The 17,242-nt window shown below is 62.4% G+C and carries 14 protein-coding genes; 13 read left to right on the forward strand and 1 reads right to left on the reverse strand.

The annotated features are described in order from the left end of the window. The first annotated feature begins 19 nt into the window (after window positions 1-19). The 10 genes from mraY to lpxC all read left to right on the forward strand — a co-directional run bounded on the left by mraY (window position 20) and on the right by lpxC (window position 12,013). Entirely contained in the window at window positions 20-1,102 is a 1,083-nt protein-coding gene (gene mraY, locus RN346_RS07290) for a phospho-N-acetylmuramoyl-pentapeptide-transferase (protein WP_263584287.1), read from the forward strand. A 33-nt stretch (window positions 1,103-1,135) separates the two neighbouring features. Further along, entirely contained in the window at window positions 1,136-2,512 is a 1,377-nt protein-coding gene (gene murD / locus RN346_RS07295) for a UDP-N-acetylmuramoyl-L-alanine--D-glutamate ligase (RefSeq protein ID WP_311962576.1), read from the forward strand. Further along, a complete protein-coding gene (ftsW, locus tag RN346_RS07300; protein ID WP_263584285.1) occupies window positions 2,509-3,690 on the forward strand; it encodes a putative lipid II flippase FtsW in 1,182 nt (393 codons plus the stop codon). Before murD ends, ftsW begins: the two co-directional genes overlap by 4 nt. Window positions 3,691-3,704: 14 nt before the next feature. Next, a complete protein-coding gene (murG, locus tag RN346_RS07305) occupies window positions 3,705-4,802 on the forward strand; it encodes an undecaprenyldiphospho-muramoylpentapeptide beta-N-acetylglucosaminyltransferase (RefSeq protein WP_409335789.1) in 1,098 nt (365 codons plus the stop codon). Between the two features lie 53 nt (window positions 4,803-4,855). Then, window positions 4,856-6,268, forward strand: a complete 1,413-nt coding sequence (gene murC / locus RN346_RS07310) for a UDP-N-acetylmuramate--L-alanine ligase (protein ID WP_263587323.1) — start codon at window positions 4,856-4,858, stop codon at window positions 6,266-6,268. Further along, window positions 6,265-7,194, forward strand: coding sequence for a D-alanine--D-alanine ligase (locus tag RN346_RS07315; protein ID WP_263584283.1), 930 nt, complete (start codon window positions 6,265-6,267; stop codon window positions 7,192-7,194). The genes murC and RN346_RS07315 overlap by 4 nt, the downstream gene beginning before the upstream one ends. Window positions 7,195-7,216: 22 nt before the next feature. Next, entirely contained in the window at window positions 7,217-7,930 is a 714-nt protein-coding gene (locus RN346_RS07320; RefSeq protein ID WP_311962577.1) for a cell division protein FtsQ/DivIB, read from the forward strand. A gap of 506 nt (window positions 7,931-8,436) precedes the next feature. Continuing rightward, window positions 8,437-9,726 carry a cell division protein FtsA gene (gene ftsA, locus RN346_RS07325; RefSeq protein WP_263584281.1) on the forward strand — a complete coding sequence of 430 codons (1,290 nt, stop codon included), beginning with the start codon at window positions 8,437-8,439 and terminating at the stop codon, window positions 9,724-9,726. 34 nt (window positions 9,727-9,760) lie between these two features. Beyond that, window positions 9,761-10,936 carry a cell division protein FtsZ gene (gene ftsZ, locus RN346_RS07330; protein ID WP_263584280.1) on the forward strand — a complete coding sequence of 392 codons (1,176 nt, stop codon included), beginning with the start codon at window positions 9,761-9,763 and terminating at the stop codon, window positions 10,934-10,936. Between the two features lie 165 nt (window positions 10,937-11,101). Then, window positions 11,102-12,013, forward strand: a complete 912-nt coding sequence (gene lpxC / locus RN346_RS07335) for a UDP-3-O-acyl-N-acetylglucosamine deacetylase (RefSeq protein WP_263584279.1) — start codon at window positions 11,102-11,104, stop codon at window positions 12,011-12,013. A gap of 119 nt (window positions 12,014-12,132) precedes the next feature. On the opposite strand, the gene RN346_RS07340 is transcribed toward lpxC, so the two are convergent. Further along, complete coding sequence (locus RN346_RS07340; RefSeq protein WP_263584278.1) at window positions 12,133-12,603, reverse strand: DUF721 domain-containing protein; 471 nt, start codon at window positions 12,601-12,603, stop codon at window positions 12,133-12,135. Window positions 12,604-12,708: 105 nt separating this feature from the next. On the opposite strand from RN346_RS07340, the gene RN346_RS07345 reads away from it, so the two are divergent. Genes RN346_RS07345 through argJ form a run of 3 tightly spaced genes read left to right on the forward strand, consistent with a single transcriptional unit; the run spans window position 12,709 to window position 17,148 of the window. Then, window positions 12,709-13,095 carry a hypothetical protein gene (locus tag RN346_RS07345; protein WP_311962578.1) on the forward strand — a complete coding sequence of 129 codons (387 nt, stop codon included), beginning with the start codon at window positions 12,709-12,711 and terminating at the stop codon, window positions 13,093-13,095. 54 nt (window positions 13,096-13,149) lie between these two features. Next, a complete protein-coding gene (gene secA, locus RN346_RS07350) occupies window positions 13,150-15,888 on the forward strand; it encodes a preprotein translocase subunit SecA (protein ID WP_311962579.1) in 2,739 nt (912 codons plus the stop codon). Window positions 15,889-15,930: 42 nt separating this feature from the next. Continuing rightward, window positions 15,931-17,148, forward strand: a complete 1,218-nt coding sequence (argJ, locus tag RN346_RS07355; RefSeq protein WP_311962580.1) for a bifunctional glutamate N-acetyltransferase/amino-acid acetyltransferase ArgJ — start codon at window positions 15,931-15,933, stop codon at window positions 17,146-17,148. The last annotated feature ends 94 nt before the right edge of the window (window positions 17,149-17,242 follow it).

Here is a 17,242-nt window from a genome sequence, read left to right on the forward strand (position 1 = left end):
AACAGGGTAAACGCCGTTCATGTTACTTCACCTGGCGAACTTTTTAGCTCAATACCAAAGCGCCTTTCAGGTTTTCAACTACCTCACGCTTCGCATCATTCTTGCCGCCATCACCGCGCTGATGATTTGCCTGTGGCTTGGCCCCTGGGTCATCCGCCGGCTCGTCGAGGGCCAGATCGGCCAAGCGGTGCGCGACGATGGCCCACAGTCGCACCTCTCCAAGGCCGGTACGCCCACCATGGGCGGGGTCATGATTTTGATGTCGATCGCCATCAGCACGCTGGTGTGGGGCGATCTGACCAACTACTACGTGTGGGTGGTGCTGGCGGTGACGCTGGGTTTCGGCGCAATTGGTTGGGTCGATGACTACCGCAAGGTCGTGGAAAAAAATCCCCGGGGCTTGCCCGCGCGCTGGAAATATTTCTGGCAGTCGGTAGTGGGTCTGGGCGCGGCCCTGATTCTCTATCTCAATGCCACCAGCGCCGCCGAGACCAGCCTGTTACTGCCGCTGGTCAAGGATTTTGCGCTGCCGCTGGGGCTTTTCTATATCGTGCTGACCTATTTCGTCATCGTCGGCAGCTCCAACGCGGTCAACCTGACCGATGGCCTGGATGGTTTGGCGATCATGCCGACGGTGCTCGTCGCCATGGGGCTGGCGGTGTTTGCGTATGCCAGCGGCAACGCGGTGTTCGCCAACTATCTGCATATTCCCTTCATTCTCGGCACCGGTGAAATCGCGGTGTTCTGCGCCACCATCGCCGGTGCCGGGCTTGGCTTTCTGTGGTTCAACACCTATCCCGCCCAGGTCTTCATGGGCGACGTAGGGGCGCTTGCGCTGGGCGCTGCGCTGGGCGTGGTCGCGGTGATCGTGCGCCAGGAGATCGTGCTGTTCATCATGGGCGGGATCTTCGTGGTCGAAACGCTCTCGGTCATCCTGCAGGTGGGCTCGTTCAAGCTCACCGGTCGGCGCATTTTCCGCATGGCGCCGCTTCATCACCACTACGAGCTCAAGGGCTGGCCGGAGCCGCGCGTGATCGTGCGCTTCTGGATCATTACCGTGGTGCTGGTGCTGTTGGGGCTTGCCACCCTCAAGGTGCGCTAGCCTCGGGCGGGGTGCAACGTAAGGAGCCAACCCATGCATATTCCCGAGGGAGTGACCGCAGTGATCGGCCTGGGCGTGTCGGGGCGGGCGATTTGCCGCCACCTGACGCGCCTGGGGCGCTCCTTTGCGATGCTCGATACCCGCGCTGCGCCGCCCGGGCTCGAGGCCTTCAAGGCCGAGTACCCGGACGTTGCTACCTACTGCGGCCCGCTCGACGCGGTCGATTTCAGCCGCGCCTTCGAGGTGGTGATAAGCCCCGGGGTCGACCCGCTCACACCGGGTCTGGAAGGGCTTCTGGACGAGCACAACCCGGCGACCAACGAGCCCAGGCTTGTCGGCGAAATCGCGCTGTTCAAGCGAGCGGTAAAAGCACCGGTTGCCGCCATTACCGGCGCCAATGCCAAATCCACCGTGACGACGCTGCTGGGCGAGATGGCGCATGCATCCAACGTGGCCGCCGCGGTGGGGGGCAATCTGGGCACTGCGGCGCTCGATCTGCTGGAAGCCCATCCCGATGCCGAGCTTTACATTCTCGAGCTTTCGAGTTTTCAGCTCGAAACCACGCCGCGTTTGGGCGCGGCGGCGGTGGCGTTTTTAAACCTGAGCGAAGATCATCTCGATCGTCACGCCACCCTCGAGCGCTACCGCCAGGCGAAGGCGCGTATTTTCATCCATGCAGGACTTGCCGTCGTCAACGCCGACGACCCGCTTACCTGGCCTGATGACACCGCCGTGCCGGTCGTGCGCTTTACCGGCCACGCCCCGGGTCAAGAAGAGTGGGGGCTTGTCACCTTCGAGGGCCAACAGTGGCTCGCCAGAGGCGCTGATCGCGTGATGCGTGTTGATGCGCTCGGCATGGCCGGACGGCACAACTATATGAACGCGCTGGCGGCGCTGGCGCTTGGCGAGGCGCTGGGATTTTCCCGCGCGGCGATGCGTGCGGTGCTCGAAACGTTCAAGGGCTTGCCGCATCGTAGCGAAGTGGTCGACACCTTGAACGGGGTGCGCTTCGTCAACGACTCCAAGGGCACCAACGTCGGCGCCACACTTGCCGCCATCGAAGGGATCGGCGCCACGCTCGAAGGCCGGCTGGTGCTGCTGGCCGGCGGCGTCGGCAAGGGCGCGGATTTCACGCCGCTAGCCGCTCCCCTGGCGCGCTACGCCCGCCAGGTGCTGGTGTTCGGCGCCGATGCCCAGCGCCTCAAGGCCGCCCTGACCCCGACGGTAGCGGTTCGCGAAGTAGAGACGCTTGAGCAGGCGCTGGAAGCCGCGCTGGAGGTGGCCAGGCCCGGCGACTGTGTGCTGCTGTCACCGGCCTGCGCGAGTCTGGATCAGTTCGCCAACTATGAGGCGCGCGGTGAGGCGTTTCGCCAATGGGTGTTACGACAACGCAGTGAGGTGAACGCATGACCCGGCGCCAGCGCTTCTTGAAGGCGATCAGTACGAAAAATCTACCCTGCGACGTATGGCTGATCGTGGCCGTGGTCACCCTTGCCGGGCTTGGCTGGATCATGGTCAGCTCCGCCTCCGTTGGGCTTTTGGAAAACAGCTTCTACTATTCGCGCCAGCACGCCCTTTTCCTGCTGGTCTCGGGGTCGGCGTGTCTGTTCATGCTCTGCGTACCGCTGGAGGCCTGGCGCCAGAACGCCTCGCTGATCCTGATGGCCAGCATTTTTATGCTCGTTCTGGTGTTGCTGGTGGGCCAGGAAGTCAACGGCAGCAAGCGCTGGATTTCGCTGCCCGGCCCCTTGCCGAGTCTGCAGATCTCTGAGCTTGGCAAGGTGGGGCTGATCTTTTACATGGCGGCGTTCATGTCGCGCTTCACGTATGAGCTTCGCACTCGCGCGTTCAGCATGTGGCGGCCGATCGCGGTGCTTGCCGTACCCGCGGGGCTGCTGTTTTTGGCGCCGGACTTCGGCGGCATGGTGGTCTACACCGTTTGCGTGATCGGGATGCTGATGATGAGCGGCGCCTCGATGGTGCTGTTGATCGGCAGCGGCGGCGTGCTCGCCTTCGGCGCGGTGATGATGGTCGTGATGGAACCCTACCGCTTGGCGCGCTGGACGAGCTTTCTCGACCCCTGGGCGGATCAGTTCGCCACCGGCTACCAGCTGACCCAGGCGCTGATCGCCTTCGGTCGCGGCCACATTTCCGGCACCGGCCTTGGCAACAGCGTGCAAAAACTCCACTACCTGCCCGAGGCGCACACCGACTTCATCTTCGCGGTCATCGCCGAGGAGCTCGGTATGATCGGCGCGGTCTGCGTGGTGGCGCTGTTCACCCTGTTCGTTACCCGTGCCATGCTCATTGGCCGAAAGGCAGAGCTTGCCGGCCACCTTTTCGGCGCCTATGTGAGCTACGGCATCGGCTTCATCATCGCCGCCCAGGCGTTCATCAACATGGCGGTGAGTTCAGGGCTTTTGCCCACCAAGGGGCTTACGCTCCCGCTGATTAGCTACGGCGGCTCGAGCCTTCTGGTCACCGGTATGATGATCGGGCTTTTGCTGCGCGTGGATGCGGAAACCCGTCACCGCCCGCGGCGCGCCTCTACCCCTTATAAATCTCGCTTCGAGCCGCGTTTATCTTGAGTAAGGAGTCGTTTGTGACGACGAACGCACGTCGACGCATGTTAATCATGGCCGGCGGGACCGGCGGCCACGTCATTCCCGCGCTGTCGCTGGCCCGGGCGCTCATGGCCCAGCACGTGGACGTGGAGTGGCTGGGCAGCCCTCGTGGTATCGAAAACCGCCTGGTGCCGGAGGCGGGCATCCCGCTCAATACCGTGGCGATCAGCGGGCTTCGCGGCAACGGGGCGGCGGGCTGGTTCAAGGCGCCGCTGAATTTGAGCCGCGCCGTGCTGGATGCCCGCCGCGTCATCAAACGCTTCAAGCCGGACGTCGTCGTGGGCCTGGGCGGCTTTGCCAGTGGCCCAGGGGGGCTTGCGGCCAAGCTCTGTGGCGTACCGCTGGTGATCCACGAGCAAAACGCCGTGGCGGGGCTGACCAATCGCGTATTATCACGGCTGGCCAACAAGACCTACGCCGCCTTCGGCAACGCCTTCGGCCCCCGAGCCGAGGTGATCGGCAACCCCGTACGTAGTGACATCGCCGCACTGGGCGAAACGCCGCGCACCGATGTCGAGCTCAGCACGCGCCCGCTCAGAATGCTGGTGGTGGGGGGCTCGCTCGGCGCCGTCGCACTCAACGAGCGCCTGCCGGTAGCGCTGGCCGCACTCGGCGAAGGCGATCGCCCGGAGGTGTGGCACCAGGCGGGGCAGGAGCGCGACGCGGCGACGCGCGAGAGCTACCAAACGCTTGGAGTGCCGGCGCGGGTCGAGGCGTTCATCGACGATATGGCGGCGGCCTACGACTGGGCAGATCTGGTCGTCTGCCGCGCCGGCGCCTTGACCGTAGCGGAGCTCGCCGCCGCGGCCAAACCGGCGCTGTTAGTGCCGTTTCCCTTCGCCGTGGACGATCATCAGCGCGTCAACGCCGAAGTGCTCGTCGAGGCGGGTGCGGCGCGCTGCGTGGTGCAAAGTGAGCTGACCCCGGAGCGGCTGACCGCGCTTTTGGACGAGCTATTGACCCGTGACACCCTGGTCGAGATGGCCGCTTGCGCGCGCCAAGCGGCGCATCTGGACGCTTTGGAGCGTTTGACGGCAGGATGCCTTTCGTTAGTGAAGCAAGGAGATTCGGCGTGACCGATTTGACAACCGATAAGCCATCGCACAGCGTGCGTCCCAGCGGCCCCGGTATGCGGCGCATCAAGCGTCTACACTTCGTCGGTATTGGCGGGGCGGGCATGTGCGGTATCGCCGAAGTGCTCGCCAATCAGGGCTATGTGGTCAGCGGCAGCGACATGCGCGTATCGCCTGTTATTGATCGCCTACGCAGCTGTGGGGTCGAGGTCTTCATCGGTCACGCCGAGCTCAATGTTCAGGGCGCCGACGTCGTGGTGGTGTCGAGTGCCATCGACGAGACCAACCCGGAAATCCGCTGGGCCCACGAGCATCGGGTGCCGGTGGTGCGCCGCGCCGAAATGCTCGCCGAGCTGATGCGCTTTCGCCACGGCATCGCGGTGGCCGGTACCCACGGCAAGACCACGACGACGAGCCTGACCGCGACGCTTTTGGCCGAGGGCGGGCTCGACCCGACCTTCGTGATCGGCGGCAAGCTCACCAGCGCCGGGGCCAACGCTCGCCTTGGCGAAGGCGACTACCTGGTGGCGGAGGCGGACGAGTCCGACGCGTCGTTCTTGCACCTTCAGCCGATGGTGTCGATCGTCACCAACATCGACGCTGACCACATGGCGACCTACGGCAACGACTTCGAGCGGCTCAAGACCACATTTATCGAGTTTCTGCACAATCTGCCGTTTTATGGCCTTGCCGTGCTCTGCACTGACGACGCCCACGTCAAGGGCCTGTGTGAACAGGTGAAGCGCCAGTTCGTGACCTACGGCTTCAACGAAGAAGCGGACTACCGTATTACCGATTTCAGCCAGCGCGAGGGCGAGGTGAGCTTCACCGCGCAAAGGCCCGACGGCGCCGCCCCGCTTGACGTGCGCCTGGCGATGCCTGGGCGCCACAATGCGCAAAACGCCATGGCCGCCATCGTGGTGGCCACCGACGCTGGCGTCAGCGACGAGGCGATTCTTGCGGGCCTGGCAAGCTTCGCCGGGGTGGGGCGGCGCTTTCAGGTACACGGTCACTTTCCCGCGCCGAATCAGACCGGCGAGGTCATGCTGGTGGACGACTACGGCCATCACCCGCGAGAAGTCGATATGGTGATTCAGGCGGTGCGCGCGGGCTGGCCCAAACGGCGGCTGGTGATGCTGTACCAACCTCATCGCTATAGCCGCACACGCGACTTGTTCGAGGACTTCGTGCGCGTGCTCTCCCAGGTCGATACGCTGGTGCTTCTGGACGTTTACAGCGCCGGGGAGGCAGTGATTCCCGGTGCGGAAGGGCGTACGCTTGCCGGCTCCATTCGCCAGCGTGGCGAGGTCGACCCGCTGTTCGTCGAGCACAAGCACGAGCTTGCAGCGCTTTTGAAACGGGTGCTGCGCCCGGACGACATTTTGATTACCCAGGGCGCCGGGGACGTCGGCGGTATTTCGCTGGCGCTGGCGAAGGCCGGGCTTGCGTTGGATGAGGTTGAGCTATGAGCGTAACGGCAGCGGGCAGCGCGGCTGAGAACGTGGTGGTGGTGCTGGGCGGCACGTCCGGCGAGCGCGAAGTGTCGCTGAAAAGTGGCGCGGCGATCCTGGAGGCGCTCAAGCGTCAGGGCATCAACGCCCAGGGGTACGACCCGCGTGAGGGCGGACTCGCTGGGCTCGAGGCGCTGGCGCCCTCAAAGGTGTTCATCGCGCTTCACGGGCGCGGTGGCGAGGACGGCACCTTGCAAGGGGCGCTGGAGCTTTTGAACATTCCGTACACCGGCAGTGGCGTGCTCGCCTCGGCGCTCGGTATGGACAAGGAGCGCACTAAGCAGGTATGGCGCGCCCAGGGCTTGCCAACGCCGGAGAGCATCACGCTAAGTGACGCCGCCGACTGGTCGGCGGTCGTCGACACGCTGGGTCTGCCCATGATCGTCAAGCCCGTGCATGAGGGCTCGACGCTGGGAATCAGTATCGTCAAAAGCGAGGCCGAGCTAAAAGCCGCCTACACGGAAGCGGCTCGCTTTGACGCCCAAGTGATGGCCGAGCGCTTCATCGCCGGTGAGGAGTACACCGTCGCGATTCTGGGCGATCAAGCGCTGCCCGCCATTCGTGTAGAGGTCCCCGGCGGGTTTTACGATTACGAAGCCAAGTACCACTCGAACACCACGCTTTATCATTTGCCCTGCGGGCTGAGCGAGGAGGGCGAGCAGGCGTTGGCGGCGCTGTGTCAAAAAGCGTTTCGCGCCATGGGCGGCCGTGGCTGGGGGCGCATCGATGTGATGCGCGATAAGGACGGCGCGTTCTGGCTCATCGAGGTCAACACCGTGCCCGGCATGACCGACCACAGCCTCGTGCCCCAGGCGGCGGCTCACGCCGGCATTGGCTTCGATGAGCTGGTCGTCAACATTCTCCAGACCGCCGTCGTCCGGTGAGCAATCCCGGTGATAGGACCTTATGAAAAAGCGTAACGCCTGGCTTGGGATCATTCTGCTCGCACTGCTGCTCGGCGGCGGGGGCAGGGCGCTGTGGCTCTGGCTTGACCGTCCCATCGAGCGCGTCTCGATTCGCGGCGAGTGGGAGTACGTCAGCGCCGACTATCTGCGCACCCAGTTGGCGCCGCTGGTACAAAACGCCACCTGGCTATCGGCGGATCTTGGTGAGCTGCGTGAACGCGCGCTCACCATCGGCTGGCTTTTCGAGGTGCGTATTTCGCGGGAGTGGCCCAACGCGCTGGTGTTCGAGCTCATCGAGCAGCAACCGATCGCGCGCTGGAACGACGATTTCCTGCTCAACCCGGAAGGCGAGCCCTTCGCGTTCGCCCCGCTCGCGGTACCGCCGAACCTTCCTGACCTCGCGGGGCCAGTGGGCAGTAGCGAGGAAGTGCTCGACTACTATCAGCGCCTGACGAATCACTTCGCGACATTGTCACTGTCGTTATCTCAGCTTCGTCTCGAGCCGCGCGGGGCCTGGCGGCTACAGCTCGATAACGGCGCGTGGGTGATGCTCGGGCGGCGCGAACACGGCACGCGCCTGGCGCGGCTTACCGCCTCCTGGCAGCGCGAGCTTTCGCGTCAGGGTGACCAGATTCGCTATATTGATTTGCGCTATCCCAATGGCGTAGCGGTCGCCTGGCACGGCGAAACCGAATTCGACGATAGCGAAGAGTAATGACTCCCTCGTCATTAACCGCGGTCGACGTTTACTTAAAAGTGAGCGTTTGCCAACAAGGAAAAGCCATCACTGGGGTTTAAATTCTTCGCCAAGCCCATTATCGTGGGCGGGAGCAGTCGTATAATGGTGGGCGTTTCTATATGATGGCTTTCGACCGTCTCTTCTAGCGCTTTTTGGACAGTCAAGCGATTCAAGGCGATAGATGATCGAATCAGGGCGGCTTTAACGGGGGATGCGTTCAAGCCCGCTTTTTATAAAAGCATGTATAAATAAACATGTGTTGGCGTCGATGTACAGTGCATTTTAGAGAAAAGCCGTGATAGTGATGACGATTTGTTTTTAACAAGGCGTTCATAAACGCGGCGCTTTTTGGATTTAACGGATCAGGCCGACGCCCCTGCTCGTTTCATCCGATCCATGTTGATGTTCATTGGTAGATAAGCGGTTGCCGACCATCGATCGTTTATCGGTTAAAAGATTACTATAAGGAGATAACCCGACTCATGGCAGGCTCACCCAACGCATCCAATATGGTTGTCGGGCTGGACATCGGAACGTCCAAGGTCGTCGCGATCGTCGGTCAACCCACCGACGATGGCGGCATCGAAATTGCGGGTATAGGTTCTCACCCTTCACGGGGAATGAAGCGCGGCGTCGTGATCAATATCGAATCGACGGTTCAGTCGATTCAGCGTGCGGTCGAAGAAGCCGAGCTCATGGCTGGCTGCGATATCCATTCGGTCTACGTCGGCGTCGCCGGCAGTCATATTAGCTCGATGAATTCAGATGGCGTCGTCGCGATCAAGGAACGCGAAGTCACTCCTTCTGACATTGATCGTGTTATCGACTCGGCCCGTGCCCGGGCCATTTCCGAGGGGCAGCGGGTGTTACACGTGCTGCCCCAGGAATTCTCCATCGATGCCCAGGGCGGTATTCGCGAGCCGCTGGGCATGTCTGGTGTGCGCCTGGAGGCGCAGGTGCACCTGGTCACCGCGGCCTTGAACGCGGTGCAGAATATCGAAAAGTGCGTGCGCCGCTGCGGGCTGGAAGTCGACGCCATCATTTTGGAGCAGTTGGCCTCCAGCATGGCGGTACTGACCGAAGACGAGCGCGAGTTGGGTGTTTGCATGGTGGATATCGGTGGGGGAACGACCGATATGGCCATCTTCAGTGAAGGCGCGATTCGCCATACGGCGGTCATTCCCATCGCGGGCGACCAGGTCACCAACGATATTGCGATGGCGCTTCGAACGCCGACGCAGCACGCCGAAGAGATCAAGGTCAAGTACGCTTGCGCGCTGACCCAGCTGGCCGCAAGCGATGAAATGATCAAGGTGCCCAGTGTAGGCGATCGAGCGTCGCGCGATCTTTCGCGCCAGGCACTGGCCGAGGTGGTCGAGCCGCGCTACGAAGAGCTCTTTACACTGGTACGCGATGAATTACGCCGTAGTGGCTACGAAGACATGGTGGCCGCCGGGGTCGTGTTGACCGGCGGCACATCGCGCATGGAAGGGGTGAGCGAGCTGGCAGAGGAGATTTTCCACATGCCGGTACGTATCGCCTGCCCGCAGAACGTGCGGGGGCTTGCGGACGTGGTTCGCAATCCCATCTATGCGACAGGCGTCGGGCTTTTGCACTATGCACTGCAGGAGTCCCGCCACGGACAGGGTCTTGAGAGCCATGGTCGGGCCAACGCACCCCACAAGGGGCGCGGTGAGCACGTCCAGCGTGATAGCAGGGACGATCATTCGGCGCTAGCGAAAATCAAAGGCTGGTTCAAAGGAAATTTCTGACAGGGCCGCAAGCGCGGTTCAGGAGACGGGGCTTATGTTCGAATTGGTAGATAACGCACCCTCGAGCAGTGCGGTCATCAAAGTAGTGGGTGTGGGCGGCGGCGGTGGTAACGCCGTCAACCACATGGTGGAAAGCAACATCGAAGGCGTCGAGTTCATCTGCGCCAACACCGACGCGCAGGCGCTCAAGCGCGTTTCCGCCAAAACGGTATTGCAGCTGGGCGGCGAGATCACCAAGGGCTTGGGCGCCGGTGCGAACCCGGAAGTCGGGCGCCAGGCCGCCATGGAAGATCGCGAGCGGATCGCGGAGCTTCTGGAAGGTGCCGATATGGTGTTCATCACCGCCGGCATGGGCGGTGGTACCGGTACCGGCGGTGCGCCGGTGGTGGCTCAGGTCGCCAAGGAGCTGGGGATTCTAACGGTGGCGGTGGTCACGCGCCCCTTCCCGTTTGAAGGCCCCAAGCGTATGCGCGCCGCGGAAGAGGGCATGAAGGAGCTTTCCGAGCACGTCGATTCGCTGATCACTATCCCAAACGAGAAGCTTCTATCGGTACTGGGCAAGAATGCTACGCTCTTGACCGCCTTTAGTGCGGCCAACGACGTGCTGCTCGGCGCCGTTCAGGGCATCGCCGAGCTGATCACCAGCCCCGGTATCATCAACGTCGATTTCGCCGACGTGCGCACGGTCATGTCCGAAATGGGTATGGCGATGATGGGTACCGGCGGGGCCACCGGTGAGAACCGCGCTCGCGAAGCCGCTGAAAAGGCGATTCGCAGTCCGCTGCTCGAGGATATCGACCTGCACGGCGCTCGCGGCATTCTGGTCAACATCACCGCGGGCCCGGATCTGTCGATTGGCGAGTTCAACGACGTCGGTGCGACGGTTCAGGAGTTCGCTTCTCAGGAAGCGACCATCGTGGTGGGAACCTCCATCGACATGGAAATGTCCGATGAGCTGCGCGTGACCGTGGTCGCTGCTGGCCTCGATGGCACCAAACCCAAACAGGCCGCCCGCGAGCCGGCTCGCCGCGCCACTTCCGAGCCTGCCGACTACCGCAAGATGCAGCAGCCGACGGTGACGCGTCAGCAGTCCGCGGCTCGCGCCGAGGCGCAGGAGTCTTCACCCAAGCCGCGCGCCGAGAAACGTCGTTCGGCCGAGTCTGACGACTATCTGGACATCCCCGCGTTTTTGCGCCGCCAAGCGGACTGATTTAAACGACCGTCGGTTTTACCCCAGCGGGCGAGCGTTTTAACCGAGAAATATTGGTTAAAACGCTCGTTTGCTGTTAAAGTAAACACTGTTCGATAACTTCCCTTTTTACGGTCGGCGTCGGTTTCTTGACGAAGACCCCGTTATCAGAGTTTTACCACGCCCATGATCAGACAACGTACATTACAAAACGTGATTCGCGCTACCGGAGTGGGTCTGCACTCGGGTAAAAAAGTCCATCTGGCGCTGCGCCCGGCCCCCGCGAACACCGGTATCGTATTCGTTCGAACCGATCTGGACCCCGTGGTACACGTGCCCGCTCGCGCCGAGCTGGTCGAGGACACCCGTCTATGCACCGCGCTTTCGCAAAACGGCGTCAAGGTCGCGACCGTCGAGCATTTGATGTCGGCGTTTGCCGGTCTCGGTATCGATAACGCCTACGTCGATGTGAGCGCCGCCGAAATTCCGATCATGGACGGCAGTGCCAGCCCTTTCGTATTTTTGATTCAGTCCGCTGGCATTCTCGAGCAGGACGCCGCCAAGAAGTTCATCCGTATCAAGGAGCGGATCGCGGTTCGGGATGGCGACAAGGAAGCGGTATTTTTGCCCCATCAGGGGTTCAAGGTGTCGTTCTCCATCGATTTCGATCACCCGGTGTTCGAGCAGCAGCATCAGGACGCGCTGATCGACTTCTCAACGACCTCCTTCGTCAAGGAAGTATCGCGGGCGCGTACCTTTGGCTTCATGCGTGACCTGGAGTTTTTGCGCTCCAATAACCTGGCGCTCGGCGGAAGCCTCGATAACGCCATCGTGGTCGATGACTACCGAATCGTGAATGAGGGCGGTTTGCGCTACGAGGACGAGTTCGTCAAGCACAAGGTGCTGGACGCGATCGGCGATCTCTACCAGCTGGGCTTTAGCCTGATCGGCGAGTTCCGCGGCGTTAAATCCGGTCACGCGCTGAACAATCAGCTTTGTCGCGAGCTGCTCGCTCGCCCCGAAGCTTATGAAGTCGTCACGTTCGAAGACGAAAAGGACGTAGCGCCGATCTCCTACGCCGCGCCGGCCATGGCCTGATTCTTCAGACCAGACGCTGAGCCCTGAAGTATGAGGGTTGGCGTTTTAAAGCGGGGCGCGGTTGAAAACGTCATCGGCTCCCCCATTTATAAAGCACCGCTTGGCGGTGCTTTATGCGTTCAGGAAGATGGGTTCTTGCGTGCAGCGTGGGAAGCCAGGCGCTCGAGCGCCCCTCTTAGGCGGCTATCCTGAGTATCTTCGGCGCACTGGGTGAGCGTTTCACTCGCTTTTTGCGAAAGCGCCCGGGTATTGCGTGGCGGCGCGACGATCGGGCGAACCGGGCGTACCTTGAAGTGAAAGCCGGTAACGGCTTCGAACCCGGGCAGCTGATGCAGCAGCTGTAAAAGTCGGTGCTGCTCGAATCTAAGCCAGGCAAGCCAGCTTGCCTGGCCGCTGATCAGGGTCAGACGGGCGTCGCTGAAGCCGCCGACAAAAATGTGCTCACGCATCTCTTCAGGCAGGTGGGCGCGCAGGTGGCGCTGGGCCTGATCGATCAGCCGCGACTGACGCATCAAGTTGCTAATGTCGGAAGAGCTTTTAAGCACCTGGCCGATGGGCTGTGCGCGAGAACGCTTAACCTTTATACTCATACGCTTAATTCCAGAAAACCGGATCCGTGCGCTTTCGGGCCGCCAGTTGCGAGCGGCCGGGGCGTTATCGAAAGAGCCTAACACGCCAGGGAGTCGACACCCAGCATGTCATCCATGTCCGCGCCTAGCCCCCGGATAGCCCTGCGGCGCGCTCGCCGCAGCGGGCTTGCGCGCTGGTGGCTGGCGGGGCTTCTGGTCAGTTGCCTGCTACCGGTGTCGCTATCACCGCTATCCGCCGTCAAGTCAAGCGAGCGCGCGGCGACGATCTGTCTTTGGGTGCCTGCCATTCTGCGGGTTCAGTCGCAGCGTTTGGCCCGTCGGCGTCGAGTTCGCTCCCTATTGCGTCGTGTCAAAAAAATCACCACGCGCGTAGAAAAGCGTCGTTTGATCGCCTCTCGCCTGGCCTTGCCCCGGGTCGCCGCCCGCGACGTATTGATTCCGCGCGGCCCGCCCGCCGCCCAGCGTCACTTCCGTCTTTACCGTTTCGCTTGAAACAGCTTTTTTAAGGGTGCTCCGCTGGTGCGCTTGAAATGATTTGGAAACTTCATGATTAACACATTATTGCGCAAGGCCATTGGCTCCAAGAACGACCGCGACGTGAAACGCATGACGAAAAGCGTGCAGGACGTCAACAAGCTCGAAGCCGAGATCGAGGCGCTGGACGACGCCGCGCTACAGGCGCAGACCGGCGAGCTACGTACGCGCCTGGAGTCCGGCGAATCGCTGGACAAGCTGTTGCCCCACGCCTTTGCGGTCGTGCGCGAGGCGAGTAAGCGCGTCATGGGCATGCGCCACTTCGATGTTCAGATGGTCGGTGGCATGACGCTTCACCGCGGGCGCATTGCGGAAATGAAAACCGGCGAGGGCAAGACGCTGGTGGCGACGCTGGCGGTCTATCTCAACGCGCTGCCCGCCAAGGGCGTGCACGTGGTCACGGTCAACGACTACCTGGCCCGGCGTGACGCCGAGTGGATGCGCCCGCTCTACGAATTTCTCGGATTGACCGTGGGCGTCATCTTCTCGGGCCAGACCGGTGAAGAGAAGCGTCACGCCTACAAGTGCGATATCACCTACGGCACCAACAACGAGTTCGGTTTCGACTACCTGCGCGACAACATGGCGTTCTCGCTGGAAGAGAAGGTGCAGCGCGACCTGCACTTCGCCATTGTCGATGAGGTCGACTCTATCCTGATCGATGAGGCGCGCACGCCCTTGATCATCTCCGGCGCGGTGGACGAGAACACCGAGCTCTACAACGTGGTCAACGGCTTGGCGCAGCACCTCGAGCGTGGCGAAGTGAGCGAGGACGACGAAACGCCGGTCAGCGGCGACTTCGTGCTCGACGAGAAGCAAAAGCAGGTCGAGCTTACCGAGCAGGGCCACAACAAGGTCGAGGAGATGATGCGCTCCCAGGGCCTGCTGGGCGAACACGACTCGCTCTACGCCGCCCAGAACCTGAACCTTCTCCAGCACATGCACTCGGCGCTGCGCGCGCGCAATCTCTACCAGCGTGACGTGGACTACATCGTCGTCGAAGGCCAGGTGGTCATCGTCGACGAGCATACCGGGCGTAGCATGCCGGGCCGGCGCTGGTCCGAGGGCCTGCACCAGGCCGTGGAGGCGAAAGAGGGCGTGACCGTGCAGCGCGAGAGCCAGACGCTTGCCTCCACGACCTTTCAGAACTACTTCCGTCTCTACGAGAAGCTCGCCGGCATGACCGGCACCGCCGATACCGAAGCCTTCGAGTTCCGTCAGATCTATGGCCTCGACGTGGTGGTCATCCCGACCAACCGGCCGCTTGCGCGCAAGGACTTGAACGACCTGGTCTATCTCAGCGGCGAAGAGAAGTTCGAAGCGATCATCAAGGACGTCCAAAAGGTGACCGAAGCGGGTCGCCCGGTGCTGGTGGGTACCGCTTCGATCGAGACCTCCGAGTACCTGGCCCAGCTGATGCGAAACGCCGGCATGCAGTTCAACGTACTCAATGCCAAGCAGCACCAGAGCGAGGCCGAGATCATCGCCCAGGCCGGTCGCCCCGGGGCCGTCACCATCGCCACCAACATGGCCGGACGCGGTACCGACATCATGCTCGGCGGCAACTGGGAAGCGGATGTCGCCAAGCTCGACAACCCTGACGAGGCGCAGATCGCCGCGCTCAAGGCCGACTGGCAACAGCGCCACGATGCGGTGCTCGAGGCGGGCGGGCTGCACGTGATCGGCTCCGAGCGCCACGAGTCGCGGCGCATCGACAACCAGCTTCGCGGCCGCGCCGGTCGTCAGGGCGACCCGGGCTCCACGCGCTTCTTCCTGTCACTGGAAGATAGTCTCATGCGTTTGTTCGGCTCCGACCGGGTCAAGCGCCTGATGCAGGCACTGGGACTCGAGCGCGGTGAGGCGATCGAGCACAAGATGGTGTCGAACGCCGTCGAGCGGGCGCAGAAGAAGGTCGAAGGACGCAACTTCGACATTCGTAAGCAGCTTCTGGAGTACGACGACGTCGCCAACGATCAGCGCCGGGTAATCTACGAGCAGCGCAACGACGTGCTGGCCGCCAATGAGGTATCCGAGGCGGTGATCGGCATTCGTGAAGAGGTGATGGAGAGCACCATCAGCGACTACGTGCCGCCCCAAAGCCTGGCCGAACAGTGGGATCTTCCCGGGCTCGAAGCGCACCTGAAAACCGAGTTCAACCTCGACGCGCCGGTCACCCAGTGGGCTGCCGAGGACGATCGCTTCAGCGAAGAGAAGCTCAGAGAGCGCCTGCAGACCATGCACCGCGAAGCGTATGACGCCAAGATCGTCGCCGCCGGTCAGGCGCTGATCCAGCGCTTCGAGAAGCAGGTCATGCTCCAGGTCCTCGATACCCGCTGGAAAGAGCACCTGCAATCGATGGATCACTTGCGCCGGGGTATTCACCTGCGCGGCTACGCGCAGAAAAACCCCAAGCAGGAGTACAAGCGCGAAGCCTTCGAGCTCTTCCAGCAGCTTCTGATCAACATCAAGGAAGACGTGACGCGTATCCTGAGCCACGTGCAGGTGCGCCAGCCCGAAGAGGTAGACGCTCTCGAGCAGAAGCGCCGTGAAGACGCCGCGCGCGAAAAGGCAGCCGCCTCCGAGGCCCAGCGCGCCGCGGACTCAGGCGGCGCCGAGGCCCCGGCTTCACGCTTGGACGGCGGTAGCGAAGCCGCCCCGCAGCGGCGCGAAGCGCCGAAGGTCGGGCGTAACGACCCGTGCACCTGCGGCTCTGGCAAGAAGTACAAGCAGTGCTGTGGCAAGCTTCAATGACGCGCGCCCTACGCGCACCGATAGACGTTACAGGAGAAGAGCATGGCGGTGGGTCACTGTCCGTTTCCAACGATGGCGCCTCTTGAAGGGGTACGCCTGGGCTCCGCCATGGCGGGGATCAAAAAGCCCCAGCGTCGCGATCTGGTGGTCATCGAGCTTCCAGCCACCGCCGTAACGGCGGCGGTGTTTACCCAAAATGCGTTTTGCGCTGCGCCGGTCATTACCGCCAAATCGCATCTGGCGGCAACGCCGTCCTCACGCTACTGGGTCATCAATACCGGCAACGCCAACGCCGGTACCGGCGAAAAGGGGCTTGAAGACGCCAGGCGCACCTGTGAGGCAGCGGCCGAGCAGGCTGGCGTTGCCAGCGAGCAGGTGCTGCCGTTCTCCACCGGCGTGATCGGCGAGCCGCTGCCCATGGAGCGGCTGCTGGCGGGGCTCCCTGACGCGTTTAAAGCGCTATCCAGTGACAGCGAGGCCTGGAAGCTTGCCGGTGAGGGGATACTGACCACCGATACCCGCGCCAAGGGTGCCACGGTCACCGCCGAGATCGATGGCGAGCGCTTTAGTATCAACGGCATCACCAAAGGCTCGGGCATGATCAAGCCCAACATGGCCACGATGCTTGGGTTCGTGGTGACCGATGTCCGTATCGAGCAGTCGCTTTTGCAGCGGCTTTTGCGCGAAACCGTGGACCGCTCCTTCAACGCGATCACGGTGGATAGCGACACCTCGACCAACGACGCCTGCATGCTCGCCGCGACCAACACCGGCGTCTGCATTGAAACCGACGAGCAGATCGCGGTGTTTCGCCAGGCGCTACAGGGCGTGATGACCGAGCTTGCCCAATCGATCATTCGCGATGGTGAAGGGGCGACCAAGTTCGTCACTCTGGACGTTGAAGGCGCAATGACCCGCCAGGAGGCGCTGGACGTCGGCTTCACCGTAGCGCACTCGCCGCTGGTAAAGACCGCGCTTTATGCCAGTGACGCCAACTGGGGGCGGATTCTCGCCGCCGTCGGGCGCGCGCCGGTCGATGACTTCGATGTCAGCCGCGTGGTGATCGATCTGGGTGATGTGCGTCTGGTCGAAAACGGCGGCCGGGCGGCGAGCTACTCTGAGCAGGCGGGCAGTCGGGTGATGAAGGGGGAGGAGATTACCATTCGTATCGATCTGGGCCGGGGCGAGACGCGCGCAACCGTCTGGACCTCGGATCTGTCGCACGATTACGTCTCCATCAACGCCGACTATCGAAGCTAGGCGCGCCGTCTTTTTAAAGCCGTTTCTGGACAAGAGCGCTAGTACAAGGCTTCGCTCTTTGTAGTCAAGTGCCCGGCTCGCCGGGCGCTCCAAT

Origin of the sequence: Halomonas sp. PAMB 3232, assembly GCF_031954225.1 — a bacterium.
In the GTDB taxonomy this organism is placed as follows: domain Bacteria; phylum Pseudomonadota; class Gammaproteobacteria; order Pseudomonadales; family Halomonadaceae; genus Vreelandella.